This is a genomic window from Sandaracinus amylolyticus, assembly GCF_021631985.1.
Classification (GTDB): Bacteria; Myxococcota_A; Polyangia; order Polyangiales; family Sandaracinaceae; genus Sandaracinus; species Sandaracinus amylolyticus_A.
Map to the genome: position 1 here is coordinate 8,957,731 of NZ_CP070225.1, position 20,566 is coordinate 8,978,296.

The 20,566-nt window shown below is 71.9% G+C and carries 16 protein-coding genes; 10 read left to right on the top strand and 6 right to left on the bottom strand.

Annotated features, from left to right (window positions below; genetic code table 11):
• Positions 1 to 6: 6 nt before the first annotated feature.
• Positions 7 to 1,479: a hypothetical protein gene (locus I5071_RS37905; protein ID WP_236518255.1), complete on the bottom strand. Its 1,473-nt coding sequence runs from the start codon at positions 1,477 to 1,479 to the stop codon at positions 7 to 9.
• Between the two features lie 353 nt (positions 1,480 to 1,832).
• On the opposite strand from I5071_RS37905, the gene I5071_RS37910 reads away from it, so the two are divergent.
• A complete protein-coding gene (locus tag I5071_RS37910) occupies positions 1,833 to 2,756 on the top strand; it encodes a phosphatase PAP2 family protein (RefSeq protein ID WP_236518256.1) in 924 nt (307 codons plus the stop codon).
• Here the strand turns inward: I5071_RS37910 and I5071_RS37915 are convergent.
• Positions 2,753 to 5,164, bottom strand: a complete 2,412-nt coding sequence (locus tag I5071_RS37915) for a hypothetical protein (RefSeq protein WP_236518257.1) — start codon at positions 5,162 to 5,164, stop codon at positions 2,753 to 2,755. The two genes, I5071_RS37910 and I5071_RS37915, sit on opposite strands and share 4 nt — an antisense overlap.
• Positions 5,165 to 5,271: 107 nt before the next feature.
• On the opposite strand from I5071_RS37915, the gene I5071_RS37920 reads away from it, so the two are divergent.
• Positions 5,272 to 6,465, top strand: coding sequence for a glycosyltransferase (locus I5071_RS37920; protein ID WP_236518258.1), 1,194 nt, complete (start codon positions 5,272 to 5,274; stop codon positions 6,463 to 6,465).
• On the opposite strand, the gene I5071_RS37925 is transcribed toward I5071_RS37920, so the two are convergent.
• Positions 6,453 to 6,929 (bottom strand): DUF2141 domain-containing protein, encoded by a 477-nt coding sequence (locus I5071_RS37925; RefSeq protein ID WP_236518259.1) that lies wholly within the window; start codon positions 6,927 to 6,929, stop codon positions 6,453 to 6,455. The genes I5071_RS37920 and I5071_RS37925 overlap by 13 nt on opposite strands.
• A gap of 206 nt (positions 6,930 to 7,135) precedes the next feature.
• On the opposite strand from I5071_RS37925, the gene I5071_RS37930 reads away from it, so the two are divergent.
• Positions 7,136 to 9,031, top strand: coding sequence for a proprotein convertase P-domain-containing protein (locus tag I5071_RS37930; RefSeq protein ID WP_236518260.1), 1,896 nt, complete (start codon positions 7,136 to 7,138; stop codon positions 9,029 to 9,031).
• Positions 9,032 to 9,044: 13 nt separating this feature from the next.
• A complete protein-coding gene (locus I5071_RS37935) occupies positions 9,045 to 9,479 on the top strand; it encodes a hypothetical protein (protein ID WP_236518261.1) in 435 nt (144 codons plus the stop codon).
• Positions 9,480 to 9,528: 49 nt separating this feature from the next.
• On the opposite strand, the gene I5071_RS37940 is transcribed toward I5071_RS37935, so the two are convergent.
• Together I5071_RS37940 and I5071_RS37945 are read right to left on the bottom strand one after the other, a co-directional pair.
• Complete coding sequence (locus tag I5071_RS37940) at positions 9,529 to 10,152, bottom strand: hypothetical protein (protein ID WP_236518262.1); 624 nt, start codon at positions 10,150 to 10,152, stop codon at positions 9,529 to 9,531.
• A gap of 212 nt (positions 10,153 to 10,364) precedes the next feature.
• On the bottom strand, positions 10,365 to 10,667 hold the full coding sequence (locus tag I5071_RS37945; protein WP_236518263.1) for a DUF1540 domain-containing protein: 303 nt from the start codon (positions 10,665 to 10,667) through the stop codon (positions 10,365 to 10,367).
• A 161-nt stretch (positions 10,668 to 10,828) separates the two neighbouring features.
• Here I5071_RS37945 and I5071_RS37950 point away from each other — a divergent pair, with 161 nt between their 5' ends.
• The 3 genes from I5071_RS37950 (at position 10,829) to I5071_RS37960 (ending at position 16,549) form a co-directional block, all read left to right on the top strand.
• Positions 10,829 to 11,551, top strand: a complete 723-nt coding sequence (locus tag I5071_RS37950) for a hypothetical protein (RefSeq protein ID WP_236518264.1) — start codon at positions 10,829 to 10,831, stop codon at positions 11,549 to 11,551.
• Positions 11,552 to 11,645: 94 nt separating this feature from the next.
• Positions 11,646 to 12,500: a tetratricopeptide repeat protein gene (locus I5071_RS37955; protein WP_236518265.1), complete on the top strand. Its 855-nt coding sequence runs from the start codon at positions 11,646 to 11,648 to the stop codon at positions 12,498 to 12,500.
• 29 nt (positions 12,501 to 12,529) lie between these two features.
• Positions 12,530 to 16,549, top strand: a complete 4,020-nt coding sequence (locus tag I5071_RS37960; RefSeq protein WP_236518266.1) for an InlB B-repeat-containing protein — start codon at positions 12,530 to 12,532, stop codon at positions 16,547 to 16,549.
• A 63-nt stretch (positions 16,550 to 16,612) separates the two neighbouring features.
• On the opposite strand, the gene I5071_RS37965 is transcribed toward I5071_RS37960, so the two are convergent.
• A complete protein-coding gene (locus I5071_RS37965) occupies positions 16,613 to 17,110 on the bottom strand; it encodes a hypothetical protein (protein ID WP_236518267.1) in 498 nt (165 codons plus the stop codon).
• On the opposite strand from I5071_RS37965, the gene I5071_RS37970 reads away from it, so the two are divergent.
• From I5071_RS37970 to I5071_RS37980, 3 genes are all read left to right on the top strand, one after another.
• Positions 17,097 to 17,414 carry a four helix bundle protein gene (locus I5071_RS37970; protein WP_236518268.1) on the top strand — a complete coding sequence of 106 codons (318 nt, stop codon included), beginning with the start codon at positions 17,097 to 17,099 and terminating at the stop codon, positions 17,412 to 17,414. The genes I5071_RS37965 and I5071_RS37970 overlap by 14 nt on opposite strands.
• A 390-nt stretch (positions 17,415 to 17,804) precedes the next feature.
• Entirely contained in the window at positions 17,805 to 18,245 is a 441-nt protein-coding gene (locus I5071_RS37975; RefSeq protein ID WP_236518269.1) for a MerR family transcriptional regulator, read from the top strand.
• Positions 18,242 to 20,557 carry a VIT domain-containing protein gene (locus I5071_RS37980; RefSeq protein ID WP_236518270.1) on the top strand — a complete coding sequence of 772 codons (2,316 nt, stop codon included), beginning with the start codon at positions 18,242 to 18,244 and terminating at the stop codon, positions 20,555 to 20,557. The genes I5071_RS37975 and I5071_RS37980 overlap by 4 nt, the downstream gene beginning before the upstream one ends.
• Positions 20,558 to 20,566 lie beyond the last annotated feature (9 nt).

The window sequence follows — 20,566 nt, forward strand, 5'->3', positions numbered from 1 at the left end:
GGGGTCCTAGAGCGCATCCCTCGCTCCGATCTCGATGCGGAACGAGTCGATGTTCGCCCCGCGCTCGAACGTCTCGGTCGCGAACCCGAAATTGAACGTGAAGGGCGCCTCGATGACGGGAAAGCGCGGCTTCAGCTCGAGCCCGAACGTGAGCCGCAACAGCTCGACGTCGAAGTCCTCGAAGTAGCGCCCGAACGCATTCGCAGTGCCGAAGTACAGACGTGAATCGAGGAACGCCCAGATCGGCCACTCGTAGTGCATCAACAGACCGACGGCGCTGTAGCCCTGGATGTCACCGGCGCGATATCCGGGGAGGAGCCCTCGACTGCCACCCAGCTCGACCAGCTCGGTGAACGGGACGTTCGAGTCGTCGAGCGGCGAGATCAGGTGCGCCTCGCCGGTGATGCCGATCACGCGATGGCCGCCGAGCACGTCCGCCGCGAGCGTGCCGCTCCCGCCCCAGCTCACCCAGCGATCGAGCTCGGGGAGCCCACCGAACGCGCCGTGGATGCCCGCGTGCGCCGCGATGCGCGCGCCTCCCTCGGGCGGTGCGCGCGGTGTGCGCGTGTCGAGATCGACGATCATCTCGGTCGAGACCGTCTCGTACCCGGTCAGATATCCGTAGGGCACCAATTGCCCCGTCTCCATCTGACGCTCGAGCACCGACGGATCGTCGCCCCACGAGTTGTCGAAGAACTCGATGCTCCGATAGCGCATCTCGAATTGGAGGTCGCTGCTCTGCCAGTATCGAACCGAGCTCCAGAGCACCGGCTCGTATCGGACCGCGCCATATCGAGCGCGCGGGCCATCGGTCGCGTTGGGGCCGATGCCGCCGAACACGTAGTCGGGTCGCTCGCGCGCGAGGAACCGCGCGCCGACGTACGAGTCCTGGGCGACCTCGATGCGATCCGCGATCGTGCCGCTCAGCCAGTCGTTGCCGCCGTACACGCCGTGGATCGAGATGTGGTTGTGGTCGAAGAGGAAGTCGTCCCACGACCCGTAGATGCCGATGCTCGGTTGGAACCCGAACTCGTAGAGGAACGTCGGCATCAGCGTGATCTCGTTGTTCGGACCGAACCGGAAGAAGCTGACGAGACGCTCGATGATCTTGTGCCGCTCGAGCTCGGTGAGCGCCCATCCGATCGGGCGTCGCAGCACGTACTCCGAGACGAGATAGAGCGGGCTCGTCAGCACGCGCGCGGTCCACAGGAACACGTCCCCCGCGTCGTCGCCTCGCTCGGGGAGCCCGTCGTAATCGGGCACGGGGCGATCCGGCGGGCGTGTGCCCCGCGGTGCCTCGTGATCGCCCTCGTCGTCGTCCTCCTCTTCCTCGTCGTCGTCCTCGTGGGACTCCTCGGCGACCACCTCGGTCAGCGCCTCGGGCGGCGCGACCTCGGGCCCGATGTCGGGAGGCCCGTCGGCCCGCGCGCCGCTCACCGGCGACGACAGCGCGAGCAGCGCTCCGAGCGCGAGCGACACCACCGCGCGTGCCCGCTGCGGACGTGGAGCGCCGAGGCCGTTCGAGGCTGTCCGGTGCACTGCAGCCCGAAGTCAGCAACGCGCTTGCCAGCGGAGGCGCGCCCGGTCGGCGACGCGGGCGCGGCGACGACCGAGGCCGAACGCGCAGCTCGACCGCACATCGGGTGCATCACGTCACGCCTCGTGGATGGGACCCACATCGCGCAGACGACCGGACGGGCAGGGCCTACACGCGCCGTCGACCGGCTGGGGGCCTTGCGAATGGGACGATCTCCGCCGTTGCTCCGTCGTGTTTCCACTACCCTCGGCCGCGTCTCCCGGAGAGGAGTCGTCTCGAGTCGAGAGGAGTCGTGGTGCGCCGCAGTTGGGTGCTTTGTTCGATCGTCGTTCTTTCGTCGTTCCCGCTCCGCGCCCACGCGGACGAGCCCGCGCCGAGCGCCGTCGCTCCGCCGCTGCCGTCGGTCGAGGAGGCCACGCGGCCTCCGATGCGCGAGCTCGGCGTCGTCGAGGCCACGGTCTCCAGTGTCGTCAGCGCCGGTGTCCTCGCCGCGACGTTCCTCCCGACCCCCGAGCACGAGACCCCGCAGTGGCGTGGCGGGATCCTGTTCGACGACGCGGTCCGCGACGCGTTCCATCTGCGCTCGCCGAGCGATCGCCAGCTCGCGTCGACCGCCTCCGATGCGCTGGTGGGCACGCTGGTGCTCGCGCCCGTCCTCGTCGACGCGGTGCTCATGGCGGGGCTCGTGCGCGGCGATCCCGAGCTGATGGGCCGCATGCTCCTGATGAACCTCCAGGCCCACGCGGTCTCGTTCGGCCTCACCACGATCTTCAAGAAGCTCGTGGGCCGCGAGCGTCCGAACGCGCGCGCGTGTCGTGAAGATCCCGAGCGCCAGAGCAGCGATCCGCTCTGCGAGTCGCCGCCCGATCCCAACGCGAGCTTCTTCAGCGGCCACACGTCGCTCGCGTTCACGAGCGCCGCGCTGATGTGCGTGCAGCACTCGGAGATCGGGCTCTTCGGCCAGGAGGGCGATGCCGTGATGTGCGCGACCGGTCTCGCGCTCGCGACGAGCGTCGGCCTGCTGCGCATCGCCGCCGACAAGCACTACGCGAGCGACGTGCTCGTCGGCGCGCTCGTGGGCGCGCTCTCGGGATGGCTCGTGCCGTGGCTGCTCCACTTCGACGTGGCCGACACCGTGGGCATCGACGGCGCATCGGCGACGATCGCGCCGATGGTCGACGAGCAGCAGATCGGCATCCAGCTCTTCGGCGTCTTCTAGAAGAGGACTCGCACGCTGGTGATCGCACGATCCACCGCGACCCGCGCCGCGCCGTCCTCCACGACGAGCGGCGCGAGGTCGCGCTCCCGCGCGTCGCACCGGCGGGCCTCGCGGATCGCCCGTCGCGCGCAGCGAACGCGCACGTCGAGCCGCTCACCGGGGCGATAGCTGCGCAGCCGCACGACATGGCCCTCGCCGCGGCTCGCGACCTTGATGGCGCTGACCAGCACGTCGACGTGATCGGTCGTGATCACCTCGCTCGCGATCGCATCGAGATCGATCGAGCTCGGCGCCGTGAGCCCTGCGCGCAGCGATCGCCGCACCTCACGCGGCAGGTGGTGCGCGCGATGATCGCCCGCGCCGGTGAGCCACACCGCGTACTCGACTCCGTCCTCGGCCGTGCCGATGCCCGACGCCGGATGGGCCGGCAGCGGGATGACGCCGAACGCCTTCTCGAGCGGCGCGTGGCGCAGCACCACCCACTCCACGACGCCGGGCCGCGAGAGCCCCACGCATGCGGGCCCTCCGAGGAACACCGCGAGCCCGAAGCCCGAAGGATCCTCGAGGTGCGCGAACGAGCGCGCGGGCCAGAACGTCGGGTCGTAGAGCTTCTGCAACGGGCGCGTCACCACGCCTCCAGGCACGTTCATCGCGAGCGTCCGCGCCGACGACCTCATCGGGAAGCGACACGTGATCGTGCGGTGCCCGGCCGCGGTGCCGTCGACGTGCAGTCGCACGATCGGCGAGCCCCCGCCGAGCCACATCCAGCGCACGACCTCCTCGCCGCACAGGCGCGATCGCACCTTCACCTCGAGCACGCCCTCCGCCTCGCGCACCTCGATGCGCGCCGGACGATCGCTGGTGCGCTCGATCTCGCGGAATCGCCCGCCGAGATACTCGTGTCCCATGCGCCACAGACCGCCGGAGTCCGCATACGCGACGAGATCGTTGCCGAAGCCCGACAGGCGCTCTCCGGTGCCGTCTCGATAGCTCGTGAGACAACCGCCCGAGGCCTCGCTGACCCGCGCCGAATAGTGCTCGGTGCGCACGTCGAGCACGCCATCGCGGAGCTGCCACTCGAGCGTCGCCGGGGTGCGTTGCCGCGTCTCGGGCACGTCGATCCGCGCACGTGCGAGCAGTCCGTCCGCCAGCGACTCGGCGCGCCGGAGCCAGGGCAGCTGCTCGCGCAGATAGACGCGCTCGGGCGAGGTGCCGGTGACGAGATCGTGGTGATTCGTCAGTGCGACGAGATTCCACGCCTCGCCCAGAGCGGCATCGCGCGGCGCAGGATCTCGATCGGGATCGAACGAGAGCTTCTCCGCCAGCACGAGCTTGCGCGCGATGCGGTTCGACAGCCGCTTCACGTTCGGGCGCGATGCATAGAACCCCATCCAGTACGGGTTCGGATCGAGCTCGAGCACCGGCAGTCGATCTCGATGGCAGTCGACGAGATCGAGATAGTCGTCCATTCCCGCGCTCACGACCCACGTGCCGGTCTCGCCGAAGTGCGTTCGATCGTGACGATCGAGCAGCTCGACGAGGTGCTCGATGGGACCATTGAAGTCGCAGCCGATCGGACAGAACAGATAGGGAGTCCGCGACAGAGGCGCGAGCTGCCTCACCAGCCCGGCGATGCGCGACGCGATGTGACGTCCCGTCCGCCACGGCACCCCGAGCGTCATTCCCATCCATCGGATCACGCCGAGGTGCGCGAGCATGTCGCCCTGGAAATACGTGAATGCGTTCCAGTGACAGAGCACCTCGGATCCGTCGGGCGCGCGCCACACGAAGTCCTGCGTGCGCAGCTCCTTCTCCAGCAGGTGCGCGCTCGATCCTCGCAGCGGATACGAGGAGGGGAGTCGCAGATCCGCGCCCACGAAGTACATCCCGTCGATCCGCGTGAGCGCGGTGCGATCGAACCCGAGCGCGGCGAGCATCGCGGGCAGCGCGGGCGAGCACCCGAAATCGTCGGGCAGATACGCGAGCCGCGGCTCCACCTCGAATCCGTGCGCTCGCAGCCACTCTTGGCCGAGCAGGTAATCGCGGAGGATCGACTCCGTCGCAGGGATCACCGTGTCCGGTGTCGTGATGCCGGTCCCCGTGAGCTGGAGTCGCCGCTCCGCGACCAGCTGGCGCAAGAGATCGCGCTGGTCGGGACGCCTATCCCAATAGAGCCTCAGGAAGAAGATCGCTTCGAGCGAGTAGACGCGCCTCGGCTCGTGCACGAGCTCGCGCAGGACCTCGTCGAGGATCCGCTCGATCCGGCGCTCGTAGTACTCCTCCGACGTGAACAGCCAGTTGGGATCCCAGTGGCTGCTCTCGCCGAGGACGAGCACGTGCCGCGCGTCGTCGGGGATGCCGAGGCGGCGTCGCAGCGCACGCTCTCGCTCGCTCGCGCTCGAAGGCATCACGCTCGGTGTAGACCCGGATCGGACGAGCGCGAGTGACGTCGCACGACGACACACCATCCCGAGCAGGGATGGCTCCGCACGTGCAGAGACCGCGCGGAGATCCGATGCTGATCGCCATCGCCATCGCCAGCCTGCTCGCGTCGGCCCTCATGTTCACGATCCTCTCGGGCGCGCTCGACGCGCTCGATGCGGACGTTCCGCCGCGCGTGTCGCTCGAGCCCATGACCGTGATCCGCCCGGTGCGCGGGCTCGATCCAGGCCTCGAGGAGAACGCACGCGCCGCGCTGCGCGTCCGCTACTCCGCGGAGCTCGAGACGATCTTCGTCGTCGACGACGCGCAGGAGGCCGCGCTGCCGGTGCTCGAGCGCGCGATCCACGCCGAGGGCTCGAGCGCGCGCATCGTGATCGCGGGCCCGCCTCCGCCCGGTCGCACCGGCAAGCTGCACGCGATGATCGCGGGGCTCCGCGCCGCGCGTGCTCGCACGCCGCTCGTGTGCTTCGCGGACTCCGACACCCGCCCGAGCGAAGGTGTGCTCGAAGATCTCGCGAGCATCGTCATCGCGTCGCCCGACGTCGGCGCGGCGTTCGCGCGCGCGATCGGCACCCGCGCCCCGCGAACCCTCGGCGACGTCGGCTATGGCCTCATGCTCGACGGCATCTACGGGCCCCAGGCTGCGCTCGCGAGCCGGAAGATCCGGATGCTGCCGTTCGTGATGGGCCAGACGATGGTGGTGCGCCGCAGCGCGCTCGACGCGTGTGGCGGGCTCGAGGGCAGCTACGGACAGCTCGTCGACGACATGAACATCGGCGCGCGCCTCGCCGCGGCGGGCTACCGCAACGTGCTGTCGCGTAGCCCGATCGCGATCGTCCAGGAGGGCATGCCCGCCGGTGATCTCGGCGGCACGGCGCTGCGATGGATGGTGTTCGCGCGCACCGGGATCCCGTTCTGGCCGTACTCGGTGCCCGCGGCGGTGTGGGTCGCGTCGTACTTGCTCGGGATCGCGGGCGCGCTCGTGTCGATCGCGGTCCGCGACGTCGCGGCGCTCGCGCTCTTCGCGACGACGAGCCTGTCGGTGGTGGTCTCGCTCGAGCTGCTGCGGCGTCGCCAAGGCGGCGCACCGCTGCCGCGCTCGCTGTGGTGGGCACCGTTCGCGTGCCTCGCGATGGTCCCGTGGTGGTTCGCGCGCGCGCGCTTCACGAAGACGATCGTCTGGCGCGGGCGCAGCTACGAGCTCGACGGGGACGGCCGCCTCGGCGCGCTCGAGCGGGGCCCCGCCCGCGTGCCTCAGATGCCGTAGCGCATCGTGACCGGCACCGTGAGCACGCCGCCGACGTACTCGAACGACGCCGAGTCGAACGAGGGCGGGCCGAGCGTGCCGCGCGCATCGCGGGAGAAGCCGTAGCCCTCCGACGGGATGCCGAGGAAGCCGGTGTCGAAGTGCCCGTCGTTGTCCTCGTCGTGCATCACGCCGATCGCGTAGCGACCGGGCGGGACGTTCTCGAGGCGACAGCGCGAGACACGATCGACGACCGGCCCGTTGCACGTCGCGACCTCGCGCCCGGAGTGCGTCCACGTCGACTGCGAGCCGTAGAGGCCCGCGCTCGCGACGCCGCGGTCGTTGCGCAGCCCGCGCATCACGACGACGATCGCCGGAGCCTCCTCTTGCTCGCGACGCGACTGCCCGGAGGTGGACGCAGGGACGATCGCGATGGCGGCGCACGCCGCGCCGATCGCCGACGAGACCCACGTGATGCGGTGCATGGGCGCTGATGTAGGGCCGCACCCGCTCGAGATCGCGCGAGCCGATGTTTCGACGTCGTCGCGAGCGAGACGAGTCCGCACGGCGCGGTGGCCAGCGCCCTGGCCGGCGCGTCGGGCCATTCGGTCACGACACCGCGCGTTCGACGCAACCACAGCAGAACCTTGGGACGAGGCGGCACGGCACAACGGTTGCGACGCACTGCGTCATGCTCGACCGACAGAACGCTGCCCGGCTCGCGCTACCGCTCGTGCTCACCGGCTGCGCTGCGAGCGCGGACCCATCGCTCGAGGCCGCGAGCAAGCCCGAGGACGGACCCACCGTCGTGGTGCCCGAGTCGCCTGCGACCGCGTTCCACGAGAGCGCGGCGCGCCCGACGTTCGGCGCGTCCCTCGACACCCACCTCGACGCGCTGCGCTTCGAAGGCCGCGCGCGCGATCGAGACTGGCCGCGCGAGCGCCCGAGCGACGACGAGCTCGTCGCCGCGCTCACCGCCTACGATCGCGCCTTCCACGGCTGGGCCCCGAGCGCGGGCTTCGCGACGCTGCGCCCGCTGACGCGCGCATCGTGCGAGACCGGCGCGTGGGACCGCGCGTACTACGACGCGCTCGGCCCGGCGATGCGCGCGTTCACCGACCGTCGTGACGGCGCCGCGCGCAACGCGATCGACGACGACGGCGACGGCCACATCGACGAGTGCGACGATCTCGACGGTGCCGACGCGACCTGGGTGAGCCGCGCATGGGCGTCGGCGCGCGCGCTCGAGCCCGCACCGCTCGAGGCGGTCGAGGTGGACGGCGTGCGCTTCGAGCCGCGCGACGTGCGCGCGCTGCTCGCGGTGATGCACGGCGAGCCGCAGGCGCTGGTGATCGGCGATCGCTGCACGCTCGATCGCCCGGCGCGCCGCGAGCGCGGTTGCGGCGCGATCAACGCGGGCGCGTTCCATCTGCTGCTGGGGAACGTGATCGGCGCGCGCGAGCGCGTGCTCGCGATCGAGCGCGAGGACGGAGCGAGCGCGGTGATCGACGGCTATCGCGTGGTGCTGCGGCTCGAGCGGGGCGAGGCCGAGGTGCTGCGCCTGCTCGGCGGTCGCGCGAGCACGCTGCGCCCGCACCGCTGGGTGGAGCTCGTGGTCGACGCCGACGTCGACGCGGGCGTGGAGCGCCATCACTACCTCGTCGCGCTCGACGCGCGCGGGCACGTGATCGGCGGCGAGTGGATCGCGGACGGTGCGCGCCCCGCGTGGGCGTGGCTGCCGATCGCCGCGGCATCGAGCGCGCCGGTGCGTGCGTCGGACGTGCGCGCCCTGCTGCGCGAGGCGCGCCCCGACCTGCGCGCGCGTCGCGTCGTCGAGCTCTCGCGCGTGGTCGATCGGCTGGTGCCCGACTGGCCCGAGCCCGGCGTGTCCTCGGCGATCGAGGTGCGCGAGCACGGGATCGCGGAGCGCGCGACGGTGCACGTCGAGCTGCTGCACGAGGCGCTCGAGGACGTGCAGGTCGTGCTCCATCGCGGGCTCGATCGCGTGGTGCTCTTCGATCGCAATCCGCGCGGCGGCGACGAGGGCTGGCTCTGGGCGTCGTTCACCGTCGATGAGGTCGCGGGCGACGACGCGTACGGGCAGTGGGAGCTCTTCGTGGTCGACCGCGAGGGCGGTGCGATCGGGCACCTGCTGCGCTGGGGCCTCGAGCTCGAGGTGCACGATCCCTCGCGCGCCAGCACGGCGTCCGAGGACGCGCAGCCGGCTCGCTTCGTGCGCACCTACACGACGGTCGGCGCGCCGATCGAGCTGCCCGACGCGCTCGCCGAGGGCGTCGCGAGCACGATCTCGGTGCACGACGACGTGACCATCGAGCGCGCGATCGTGCACGCCCGCGTGACCCATCCCTACCGCGGTGATCTGCGGGTCGTGCTCGAGCACGACGGCTTCGAGCGCGTGCTCCACGATCGCACCGGCGCCGGCGCCGACGATCTCGCGATCGAGCTCGACGCGCCCGAGCTCGTGGGGATGCGCGCGGGCGGCGAGTGGACCCTGCGGGTCGACGATCTCGCCGCCGGTGACGCCGGCCGGCTCGAAGGTTGGGCGCTCGAGCTCGTCGGACGTTGATAGGCTCGGGCGCGTGCGTCGCTCGCCCCTCGCCCTCGTCGCGCTGCTCTTCGTCGGTTGCCCCGAGCCCGAGCCGGTCGCGCCGGTCTTCCCGGCCGACTACGCATCGACGTTCCTCGAGGTGCGCGACTGCCGGCGCAGCCCCGAGCACGAGCTCGCGTTCATCCGCGTGCTCGCGAGCCCCGACGCCGCGGGCGTCTACACGTCGCGCACCGGGAGCTTCCCGGTCGGCGCGGTGATCGTGAAGGAGGAGCACGCGAGCGAGGGCTGCGACGATCCCATCGGCTGGACCGCGATGCGCCGCGAGGACGGCGATGCGTGGCGATGGCAGGAGGTCGCGCCGGATCGCGTGGTGATCGAGGACGGCGCGATCGCGCGCTGCGCGGGATGCCACGCGCGCTGCGTCGCGCCGGATCACGGGTTCGAGCAGACCTGCGCGGAGCCGTGAACGGCGGGTGGAGATCCGATCGACGATCGGATCTCCACCTCGCGCGACGTCACGGCGTGGCGGGCGCCGCCGCCTCGGCGGCCGGACGGGCGCGACGCGCGGCCGGCGCTTCCGCGCGCGCCGGACGGGCCGGGCGCGGCCAGCTCGCGCGCGCCGGGCACTCGAAGCCCTCGGGGCAGGCGATCGGCGCGCTCGAGCCCGCCGGACAGAACGAGCCCTCGGGGCACTCCTCGGGCGCCGCGGCGTTCGCCGCGCAGAACTGACCCGCGGGGCAGGCGCGCGGACGCGAGGTGCGCGCCGGGCACGACGAGCCGGCGGGGCAGGCGATCGGCTGCGCGGTGCGGCCGACGCAGAAGCTGCCCTCGGGGCACGCCGCCGCCTCCGCCGCGCCGGGGGCGCAGTACTGGCCGGGGCGTGCCGTGCAGGCCGGGGCCTCGGCCGGTGCGGTCGCGGTCGCCGTCGCGCCACCCGTCGCTGCGGTGCCGCCCGCACCTCCTGCCGCCGTGCCGCCGGCCGCGGCGCCGCCCGCCCGCGCACCGCCGGCCGCGCCGCCGCCGCGCGCGCCGCTCGTCGTGGTCGTGGTCGTCGTGGTCGTCGTGCCTTGCGCGCTCACGAGCGCCGGCGCGAGGAGGAGAGAGCACGCGAGGATGGCCGTGAAAATGGTGTTTCGCATGCGGCCGAGACTAAGCACCAACCGTGGCGAGATCACACGTCCCTAAACGGGGAGCGGGGCGCCAGCGCCCGTCCGAGCTCGAAAACCGCGCAGAAATGCGCCGATCGCGTCGGCCACTCACATGGTGGGTACCAGTCGTAGGACCGGCGCAGGTCGTGGGCGCGGCGGGCGTGCGCGACCCGATGCCACGGCGAGGCAGCCGCGCGACGCCCTCACGCGAGCTCGAACGTCGTGCAGGTCGCGGCGGCCTCGTCCTCGTCGAAGTCGACCTCGATCGAGCGCGCCTCGCACTCGAGCTCGCGGTTGTACTTGCAGATCGCGACCTTGCAGGCGCCGACGCCCGCCGCCTCGACCTCGCCGTCGGTGTGGCGCTGCGAGAGCGTGAACGTGTCGCAGCCGGGATGGACCCCGTCGCCGACGGTGATCGCCTTGGCGTGGCAGGCACCCCGGACGTTGTAGGCGCAGCGATCGACGCTGCAGGCGGAGACGTCGGGCATCTCGATCGTGAACTTCATCGCGACCTCCGGTCCCGGCGGAGCAGTCGCCGTGCCGCGCGGTCCGGCCGTTCGCGAGCATCTCCTGCGTGTTTCCGCCGTGGAACTTCGACCGCCGCGGTGTCCCGATCGGCCATCGCCCACGGGCGATCCCTCGCGCTCGGTGCTACGCCGCGCGCCCGATGACCTCCCGCGTGCTCACCCTGGTCCTCGGCGGAACCCTCCTCGGCGCGTGCGCCACCGGCTCCGGTGGCGTCCCGACGGTCGCGCCGCAGACAGGCGTCGACGCGGGGGCCACCCAGACACCTCCACCGGCGATCGACGCGAGCGCGTCCGACACGAGCCCCACCGGCGACGCGGGCACGATCGACCCGACGCCGTTCGACGCGGGCACGATCGACCCGGGGCCGATCGACGCCGGCACCCCGGTCACGCCGGTCGACTCCGGCACCGACGCGGGCCCGCCTCCGACGCCCGACGCCGGCCCTCCGCCGCGCCCGTGCACGCCGCTCCCGACGACCGGCACGATCACGATCGACGGCAGCACGAGCGGCGCCGCGACGTGGCAGCGCCCGAATGCCGCCGTCAGCTGCCCGGCGACCACCCGCGCGAGCGGCGCGATCCCCTACGCCGAGCACGTGCTCTGCAACCAGGGCGCAGCCGGCACCTTCGAGCTCGTCGTCGACAGCGGCGCCGACGCCTACCTCGTCGTGTACGACGGCGACAGCATGCCGAGCGATCCGCTCGCGTGCCGCGACGGCGACGACGACAGCGCCGATCCGCTCCTGCCGCTTCCCCTGGTGGGCGGCCTCGCGGTGCCGGCCGGCGGGCGCGTCCTGGTGGTGGTCACCGGCTACGGCGCCAGCGATTACGGCCCGTATTCGCTCTACGTCTCGCGCGAGTAGCCTCCTCGAGATTTCCCCATCGCGCGGGGAGGTCGCTGTATAGTCGCAGCGTACCTCTCTCGTCAGAGGGGAACATCTCAGGGGGGCAGAGGGGATGCGATCAATCCGGTCGTGGTGGGTCGCGGCGTGGCTCGCGATGGGCGCCGCGTCGGCGGGTGTCGGGATCGACGTGCACGTCGCGCACGCGCAGGAGTCGACCGACGATCAGGCGCGCCGTCACTTCCGGCTCGGACAGGCGCACTACGAGAACGGCAGCTTCCTCGAGGCGGCGCGCGAATTCGAGCAGGCCTATCAGCTCTCGCAGCGCCCCCAGCTCCTCTACAACGTGTACGTCGCGTACCGCGACGCCGGCGATCTGGTCCGCTCGCGCGACGCGCTGCGCGAGTACCTCACGCGTGTGCCCGACGCGGAGAACGCGGCGATGCTGCGCGCGCGCCTCGAGTCGCTCGATCGCATGGTCGAGCAGCAGGGCACGACCGCGACGCCGGCCGAGACGACGCCGACCGAGACCACGCCCAGCGAGACCACCCCGGCCGAGACGCCCGCCGAGACCACGCCGGTCGAGAGCGCGCCGAGCACGCCTCCGCCGTCGAGCGGCGGGCTCTCGCCGTTCCCCTTCGTCGTCGCGGGCGTCGGTGCCGCGATGATGATCGGCGGCGCGATCACCGGCGCGATGGCGCTGAGCTCGCAGGACACGCTCGACTCGACGTGCCCCGATCGCGCGTGCCCGCCGGGCTACGACTTCGAGTCCGAGGCGAACGACGGGCGCACCCTCGCGCTCACCACCGACGTGCTGCTCATCGGCGGCGGCGTGGTGCTGGCGGGCGGCATCGTGTGGCTGGTGATCGATCTCGTCTCGGGCGGCTCGCCGTCGTCGAGCGAGCAGCCTCCCGTCACTGCGATGTGCGGCCCCGACGGATGCAGCGTCGCCGCGCACCTGGAGCTCTGAACGTGACTTCGCTTCCGGGGGGTGGATCGATGAAGAGGCTCTTCGTCGCGCTGGTCGCGCTCGCGCTCGCAGCGCCTGGTTGCTCGCTGTCGACGAATTTCGACGGCTACTTCACGGCAGGCCAGGACGGCGGCGCCGATGGAGGCCAGCGCGACGACGACGCGCGCGTGCCGATGGACGCCGAGCCCGACGACGCGGCGGCCGACGACGCGAGCACCGATGGATCGCTCGATGGGCCGAGCGGCAACGTGCTGACGATCGCGTTCGACGGCGAGGGCGCGGGCACCGTCACCAGCAGCGACGGGATGATCGACTGCGGCGACACCTGCAGCGCGAGCTACGAGCCCGACACGGTCGTGACGCTCACGGTCACGCCCGACGAGAACAGCACGTTCGTCGGCTGGACCGACGAGAGCTGCGACGACGCCTCGCTCACGTGCGCGGTCACGATGGACATGGCGCGCGCGATCACGGTGCGCCTCGACATCCGTCAGGTGACCGTGTCGGTCACGGTCTCGGGCGACGGCTCGGGCTCGGTGACGTCGTCGGACGGCGCGATCACCTGCGACGGCGGCGCGACCTCGACCTGCTCCGGCACCTACGCCGCGGGCACGATGCTCACGTTCACCGCGACGCCGACCGGCACCTCGGTGTTCGCGGGATGGTCGGGCGGTGGCTGCACCGGCACCGCGCCGTGCGCGATCACGCTCACCGAGGACGTGACGATCGGCGCGGCGTTCGATCGTGATCGTCGCTCGCTCAACGTGACGGTCGCGGGCACCGGCAGCGGCGGCGTGACCTCGTCGCCGGGCGGGATCGACTGCGGCATCGACTGCTCGGAGTCGTACACTGCGGGCACGATGGTCACGCTCAGCGCGACGCCGAGCTCCGACTCGACGTTCGCGGGATGGATGGGCGCGTGCACCGGGACCGGCGCGTGCACCGTGACGATGAGCGACGCGCGCACCGTGACCGCGACGTTCACGCTGCGTCGCTACACGCTCACGATCCAGCGCGGAGGCAACGGCGCGGGCAGCGTGTTCTCGACGAGCCCTGCGGCGCTGATCAACTGCGGATCGACGTGCTCGGCGATGCGCGATCACGGCGACGTCGTGGCGCTGCAGGCGACCGAAGCGGTGGGCTCGACGTTCTCCGGATGGTCGGGCGGCGGGTGCGATCCGACGACCCCGGTGTGCTTCGTCAGCCTCACGTCGGACACGACGATCACCGCGAATTTCACCCTCGATCGCCACACCGTGAGCGTCGCGTACGCAGCCGACGACGGCACCGGCACCGTCACCTCGGCGCCCTCGGGGATCAGCTGCACGACCGGCGGCAGCACCGGGTGCCTCGCGAGCTTCGACTACAACACGTCGGTCACGCTCACCGCGTCGCCGAGCGTCGGATCGTCGTTCGTGCAGTGGTCGGGCGCGTGTGCGGGCACGAGCACGACCTGCACGGTGACCGCGAACACCGATCGCAGCGTGACCGCGCAGATGCACCGCAATCGCTACACGGTGAGCGTGAGCAAGAGCGGCGGCGGCACCGGCAGCGTGAGCGGATCGGGCATCGACTGCGGCGGCACGTGCAGCACGCAGATCGCGCACGGTGACTCGGTGTCGCTCGTCGCGATGCCCTCGCCGGGATCGACCTTCGCGGGGTGGGGCGGCGCGTGCGCGAGCGCGGGCTCGTCGGCGACGTGCACGGTGCCGATCACCGAGGCCGAGAGCGTCAGCGCCACGTTCACGCTCGGCACGAACGTGCTGACGGTCACGCGCGTCGGCAGCGGGACCGTGACCTCGAGCCCGAGCGGCATCGACTGCGGCACGACGTGCGGCTCGAGCTTCACGACCGGACAGACGATCACGCTCACCGCGACGCCGGCCACCGGCTACACGTTCAGCGGATGGAGCAGCGGGCCGTGCACCGGCACCGGCACCTGCACCGTCACGATGGGCACCACCGCGATCGGCGTGACCGCGACGTTCGCGCCGATCCGCCACACGCTGACGGTGAGCCGCAGCGGCACCGGAACCGGCACCGTCACGTCGATGCCGAGCGGGATCACGTGCCCGCCGACCGCGAGCTGCAGCGCGCAGTTCGACCACGGCACGATGGTCACGCTCACCGCGGCGGCGAGCACGGGCTCGACGTTCAGCGGCTGGAGCGGCGCGCCGACCGGCACGTGCACCGGCACGGGGCCGTGCACCGTCACGATGGATCAGGCGCGCACGATCGGCGCGGCGTTCACGCTCAACACGTACCGCCTCGACGTGGTGCGCGAGGGCGGCGGTGGAGGCACGGTCACGTCGAATCCGACCGGCATCAGCTGCGGCTCCGACTGCGACCAGACGTACAGCCACGGCACCGCGATCACGCTGACCGCCGCGCCGGCGACGGGCAGCAACTTCGCGGGATGGACCGGCGCGACCGGCTGCGGCGCGTCGACGAGCTGCGTGGTGACGTTGAGCGCGGCGACCACGGTGCGCGCGCGCTTCGAGCTCAACCGCTACACGCTCTCGGTGACGCGCGCGGGCTCGGGCACCGTCGTCGCGAGCGACTCGAGCATCAACTGCGGCGCCAACTGCAGCGCGATGTACGACCACGGCGCGAGCGTGACGCTGAGCGCGACTCCGTCGACCGGCTATCGCTTCGCGGGATGGAGCGGCGCGACGTGCAGCGGGACCGGGAGCTGCGTGGTCTCGATGACGTCCGCGCAGAACGTGACCGCGACCTTCATCCAGCAGGTCACGCTGACGGTGCGGCCCTCGGCGGAGGTCGGCGGGCGCGATCCCGTGGTGACCTCGGACGTCGGCAACATCCGCTGCTTCGCGAACGGCTCGACCGGCGGATGCAGCGACACCTTCGACGCGGGCACGACGGTGCGCCTCACCGCGGGCACGCCGGCGTGGGCGGTGTTCGACGGATGGGGCATCACGGGCTGTGGTCTCGGCAACGTCTGCGCGATCACGCTGAGCGCGAGCACGACGGTGAATCCCGGGTTCACCCAGCTCGGCAACGTCGTGTTCGTCACGAGCGCGACGTACGCGGGTGACCTCGGTGGGCCGGAGCGGGCCGACGACATCTGCCAGGAGCACGCGCGCACCGCGGGGCTCCCGCCGAGCCTCTATCGCGCGTGGCTCTCGACGTCGTCGCAGTCCGCGCAGGATCGCGGCATCGACGGCATCGACGGGTACGTGCGACCGGATGGCCTGCCGGTCGCGTACATCGCGAAGGAGCTGGTCACCGGAGGGCTGCGCCATCCGATCGGTCTCGACGAGATGGGCGTGCCGGTGCCGGTGCCCGCGCTCGCGTGGACCGGCACGCTGCACGACGGCTCGATCGCGGCGGAGAACTGCGACAACTGGTTCTCGGCGCGCACCACGTCGACCGCGGTCGTCGGTCACGTCGAGCGCGGCGGCGGCGAGTGGACCGCGGCGCTGCGCGGAGTGGACGGAATCGACTGCAGCGTGCCGCGCCGTCTCTACTGCTTCGGGCTCGACCGCTCGTATCCGGCGCGCATGCCGCTGCCGGTGGCGAACGCGGGCTACGCGTTCGTCAGCATGCGGACGTTCACCGGGAGCGCGACCGTCGCGGCGATGGACTCGGCGTGCCAGATGGAGGCGAGCACGGCGGGCTTCGGCGGCAACTACGTCGCGTTCGTGTCGACGCCGACGCAGTCGGCGGGCGCGCGCATCACGTACGCCGGGCCGTTCTATCGCCCCGATGGTTGGCTGGTCGGCGGGCGCCCGCAGCTCGTGGGCGCGACGGGTCGTCTGGCGACGATGATGAACCAGCTCGCGAACGGCGATCCCCACGCGAACCAGCCGGGATGGATGCCGGCGATGGCGTGGACGGGCCACGCGAACGGGAGCCCGAACGGCGTGGCCAACGGGATGCAGACGTGCTCGGGCTGGACCGCGGCGGGCGCGACGTCGACCGGGCGGCGCGGCGTGCCCGCGGGCACGGCGTGGAACCGATGGGGAGAAGCCGAGACGCTCGGGATGTGCTCGCAGGCGTTTCCGGTTTACTGCGTTCGGCAGAACTGAGAGGGGCATGTGATGGCGTCGGCGTGATGGCGTCGGCGTCAGGCGTGGGCGTCAGCATCGGCGTCAGGCGTCGGCGTCAGCATCGGCGTCGGCGTCCGCGTCAGCGTCGGCGTCGGCGTCAGCGTCAGCGTCGGCATCAGCGTCAGCGTCGGCATCTGCGTCAGCGTCGGCATCAGCGTCGGCGTCGGCATCGGCATCGGCGTCGGCGTCGGCGTCGGCGTCAGCATCACGCGTCGGCGTCGGTCCCAGGTGCCAGCGGAGAGAGAGGCCGCGTTGACGCTCGCCCGATTCGCTCCGGCTCGTCTCCGCTTCGCTTCGACCTCGCGGCCGAACGTCTCGAACGGTGGCCGGGGTGGCCCGCTCGGGCTTCTCGAGCATGCCGGCGTGCTCGACCGCGTCGACGATGACCGCTTCGCGGTCACCCGTGCTCGCCTCCTCCGCTTCGCTCCGTGCGGCTCCGCGCGGGCGCTTCGCGTCGTTGACCCGGTCTGCGCGCGCCGGCGGGTGGGGCGGGTGCCCTCGAGTTGGGGGCGCAACGGAGGACACGATGCTGAAGCTCACGGAGAACGCGATCGGATGCTGCCGCGATGTCGGTCGGATCGCGAAGCTGGTCGCGAAGCACGATCGCTCGCTCGCGGATCAGCTGCGACGCGCGATGGCGTCGGTCGCGCTGAACGCGGCCGAAGGCACGGGCGCGCATGATGGCAACGGGCGAATGCGGTTCCGGATCGCGCTCGGTAGCGCGCGCGAGGTCGACGTCGCGCTGCGCGTCGCGGAGGCGTTCGGGTACGTCGAAGCGCTCGATGTCGAGCTGATGAAGCGGCTCGACGGGATCTGCGCGGCGCTCTGGAAGGTGGCGCGATGAACGATGCGCGAGGTGGCCGGGCGCGAGCTCGGCCGCCTCGGGTGTTGGCGTGAGCGTCGACGTCGGCGCACGCAGATGCGGACGCGGACATCGATGCCGATAAGACGCGGACGCGGACGCGGATGCGGATGCGGATGCCGACGCGGACGCTGACGCTGACGCGGACGCCGTCGCTGATGCCGACGCTGACGCTGATGCCGACGCTGACGCTGACGCTGATGCCGACGCTGACGCTGATGCCGACGCTGACGCGGACGCCGTCGCGGATGCCGACGCTGATGCTGATGCTGATGCCGACGCTGACGCAGACGCTGACGCTGATGCCGATGCCGAAGCCGACTCGGACTCGGACTCGGACTCGGACTCGGACTCGGACTCGGACTCGGACAAATGCGACACTTGAAAGCGACACTAGTGCGTGTCACCTTCTCGTTCGTGCTCGACGACGAGGCGATCTACGGCATCGACGAGCTCGCGGATCGCGCGGGGGTGTCTCGTCGTACCGTGCGGTACTACGTGCAGCGCGGGTTGCTCGAAGCGCCCACTGGAGTGGGGCGCGGCAAGCACTACACCGAGGCGCACCTCGCGCGGCTGGTGCGCATCCGCGAGCTGCAGGAGCAGGGCGTCGCGCTCGCCGACATCGGTGCGCGCCTCGAGGGTCCGATCGCGCGCGTCGAGGAACGTGACACTCCGGTGCAGAGCACCTGGACGCGGGTGGTGCTCGGACCGGACGTCGAGCTGATGGTCCGCGGGCGACGCCTCGACGAGACGCAGGTGCACGAGCTGATGGCCGCGATCGATCGCGTGCTGGGGAAGGGGGACGAGCGATGATCACCGAGCAACCGAAGGTGGGTCTGATCGCGAACGGCGCCGCGGTGCCGCTCGAGGGCGTGCGCGTCGACGCGATGCTGCGCGGCGCGTGCCTCGAGGTGCAGGTGACGCAGCGCTTCCGCAACGCGGAGAAGGTGCCGGTCGAGGCGGTCTACGTCTTCCCGATGGAGGAAGGCGCCGCGGTGTGCGGGTTCGCCGCGAAGGTCGGCGACACGATCGTGCGCGGCCGCGTCGAGGAGCGCGAGAAGGCGTTCGCGACCTACGACGACGCGATGATGGAGGGCCACGGCGCGTTCCTGCTCGATCAGGAGCGGCCCGACGTGTTCACCGCGTCGGTCGGCAACCTGCGCCCGGGCGAGACGGTCGAGCTGCAGATCCGCTACGTCGCGATGGCGCGGCGCGAGGGCGATGCGCTGCGGGTGTCGATCCCGACGACCGTCTCGCCGCGCTACGTGCCCGCGCCGAGCACGCCCGAGATCGGTCAGCCCGAAGGTGAGCGGGTGAACCCCGATCGCTGGCCGAGCGTACCCTACGGGCTCGCGCTCGCGCTCGACGTGGAGCTCGGCGCCGCGCTCGCGGGCGTGGAGTCGCCGAGCCATCCGGTCCGCACCCAGCTGCGCGACGGCGGTGCGCGCATCGAGCTCGCACAGGACGACGTCGCGCTCGATCGCGACGTGATCGTGCTGGTCACGCCGCGCGAGCGCGCGACGCCGATCGCGATGGTCGCGCGCGAGGACGATGGTCGTCGCGTCGCGATGATCACGTTCCTGCCCGACCTGCAGGCGAGCGACGAAGGGCACGAGGTGATCTTCCTGCTCGACTGCTCGGGCTCGATGGGCGGTGACTCGATCGCGCAGGCCAAGCGCGCGCTGCAGCTCTGCGTGCGCGCGCTCGGTGCGCGCGATCGCTTCGACGTGGTGCGCTTCGGATCGAGCTACGAGGCGTTCTGGGGCACCTCGCGCGCGTTCGACGATCGCTCGCTCGAGGAGGCGACCAAGCGCATCGCGACGATCGACGCGAACCTCGGAGGCACCGAGATCCTCGCGCCGCTGCGGGCGATCCTCGCGCGCCCCGCGGTGCCCGGGCTCGCGCGGCGCGTGCTGCTGCTCACCGACGGACAGGTCTCGAACGAGGCGGAGGTGATCGCGCTCGCGAAGGAGCACGCCGCGTCGGCGCGCGTGTTCGCGTTCGGCATCGGCGCGGGCGCGAGCGAGCATCTCGTGCGCGGGGTCGCGCGTGCGTCGCGCGGTGCGGCGGAGATGATCGCGCCGGGCGAGCGCATCGAGCCCAAGGTGATGCGCACGTTCGCGCGGGTGCGCACTCCGTCGCTCGACGACGTTCGGGTCGAGTGGGGCGCGTTGCGCGTCGAGCAGGCTCCTACGCGCACGCCGCCGGTGTTCGCGGGCGATGCGCTCACGGTGCTCGGGCGCATCGAGGGCGGTGGCAGCGGCGAGGTCGCGCTGGTCGCGGGGACGCAGCGATGGACGACGACGATCGATCTCGAGCGTGCGGGCGCGGGAGGGCCGATCCCGGTGCTCTGGGCGCGCGAGCGCATCCGCGAGCTCGAGGACGGAACGGTGCAGCGGCGCGGCTCGGCGCAGCGCCGCGAGGAGAGCGAGGATCGCAAGCGGCGCGAGATCGTCGATCTCGGCGTGCGCTACGGGCTGATGTCGAGCGCGACGAGCTACGTGGCGGTCGAGGAGCGCGCGCCGGACGCGCGGGTGAGCGAGCCCGCGCAGCTGCGTCGGATCCCGGTCGCGCTGACGAGCGGGTGGGGTGGGCTCTCGACGCGCGCCGGCGCGGTGGCGGGCGCCGCGATGCCGATGATGGCGCCCGGGGCGATGCCGGCGCCGATGGCCCCGCCGCCCGCGCCGCGCGCGATGGCGAGCATGGGCGCGCCGCGTGCCGAGAGCGCGAAGCGGGCGAAGGGCGGCGGGTTCCTCGGTCGGGTGAGTGACGCGCTCTTCGGTCGTGGCGACGAAGGGTCGACGATGGACTTCATGGAGGCCGAGGAGCGCGCGACCGAGAGCGCGGATCGCGTGTTCGAGCTGCTGATGACCCAGAAGGCCGACGGCAGCTTCGTGCGCTCGCCGGTGCTCGAGGCGTGGCTCGGCGCGGCGCGCGTCGCGAAGCTCGACGCGGCGATCCGCGCGCACGGCGACCCGATCGCGACCACGGCGGTGGTGATCGCGCTGCTCGAGCTCGAGGCGCGCGACCGCGAGAGCGAGTGGCGCCCCGCGATCACCAAGGCGAAGTCGTGGCTCGCGGCGAAGAGCGCGACCGTCGACGCCGCGGCGATCGTGCGCGCCTGAAAGACCTCT

Coding starts and splice junctions, on each gene's coding strand:
- I5071_RS37915 (WP_236518257.1), bottom strand. CDS start 5,164: ATGCCTTCGAGCGCGAGCGAGCGAGAGCGTGCGCTGCGACGCCGCCTC.
- I5071_RS37920 (WP_236518258.1), top strand. CDS start 5,272: ATGCTGATCGCCATCGCCATCGCCAGCCTGCTCGCGTCGGCCCTCATG.
- I5071_RS37925 (WP_236518259.1), bottom strand. CDS start 6,929: ATGCACCGCATCACGTGGGTCTCGTCGGCGATCGGCGCGGCGTGCGCC.
- I5071_RS37930 (WP_236518260.1), top strand. CDS start 7,136: ATGCTCGACCGACAGAACGCTGCCCGGCTCGCGCTACCGCTCGTGCTC.
- I5071_RS37940 (WP_236518262.1), bottom strand. CDS start 10,152: ATGCGAAACACCATTTTCACGGCCATCCTCGCGTGCTCTCTCCTCCTC.
- I5071_RS37945 (WP_236518263.1), bottom strand. CDS start 10,667: ATGAAGTTCACGATCGAGATGCCCGACGTCTCCGCCTGCAGCGTCGAT.
- I5071_RS37950 (WP_236518264.1), top strand. CDS start 10,829: ATGACCTCCCGCGTGCTCACCCTGGTCCTCGGCGGAACCCTCCTCGGC.
- I5071_RS37955 (WP_236518265.1), top strand. CDS start 11,646: ATGCGATCAATCCGGTCGTGGTGGGTCGCGGCGTGGCTCGCGATGGGC.
- I5071_RS37960 (WP_236518266.1), top strand. CDS start 12,530: ATGAAGAGGCTCTTCGTCGCGCTGGTCGCGCTCGCGCTCGCAGCGCCT.
- I5071_RS37970 (WP_236518268.1), top strand. CDS start 17,097: ATGCTGAAGCTCACGGAGAACGCGATCGGATGCTGCCGCGATGTCGGT.
- I5071_RS37975 (WP_236518269.1), top strand. CDS start 17,805: ATGCGACACTTGAAAGCGACACTAGTGCGTGTCACCTTCTCGTTCGTG.
- I5071_RS37980 (WP_236518270.1), top strand. CDS start 18,242: ATGATCACCGAGCAACCGAAGGTGGGTCTGATCGCGAACGGCGCCGCG.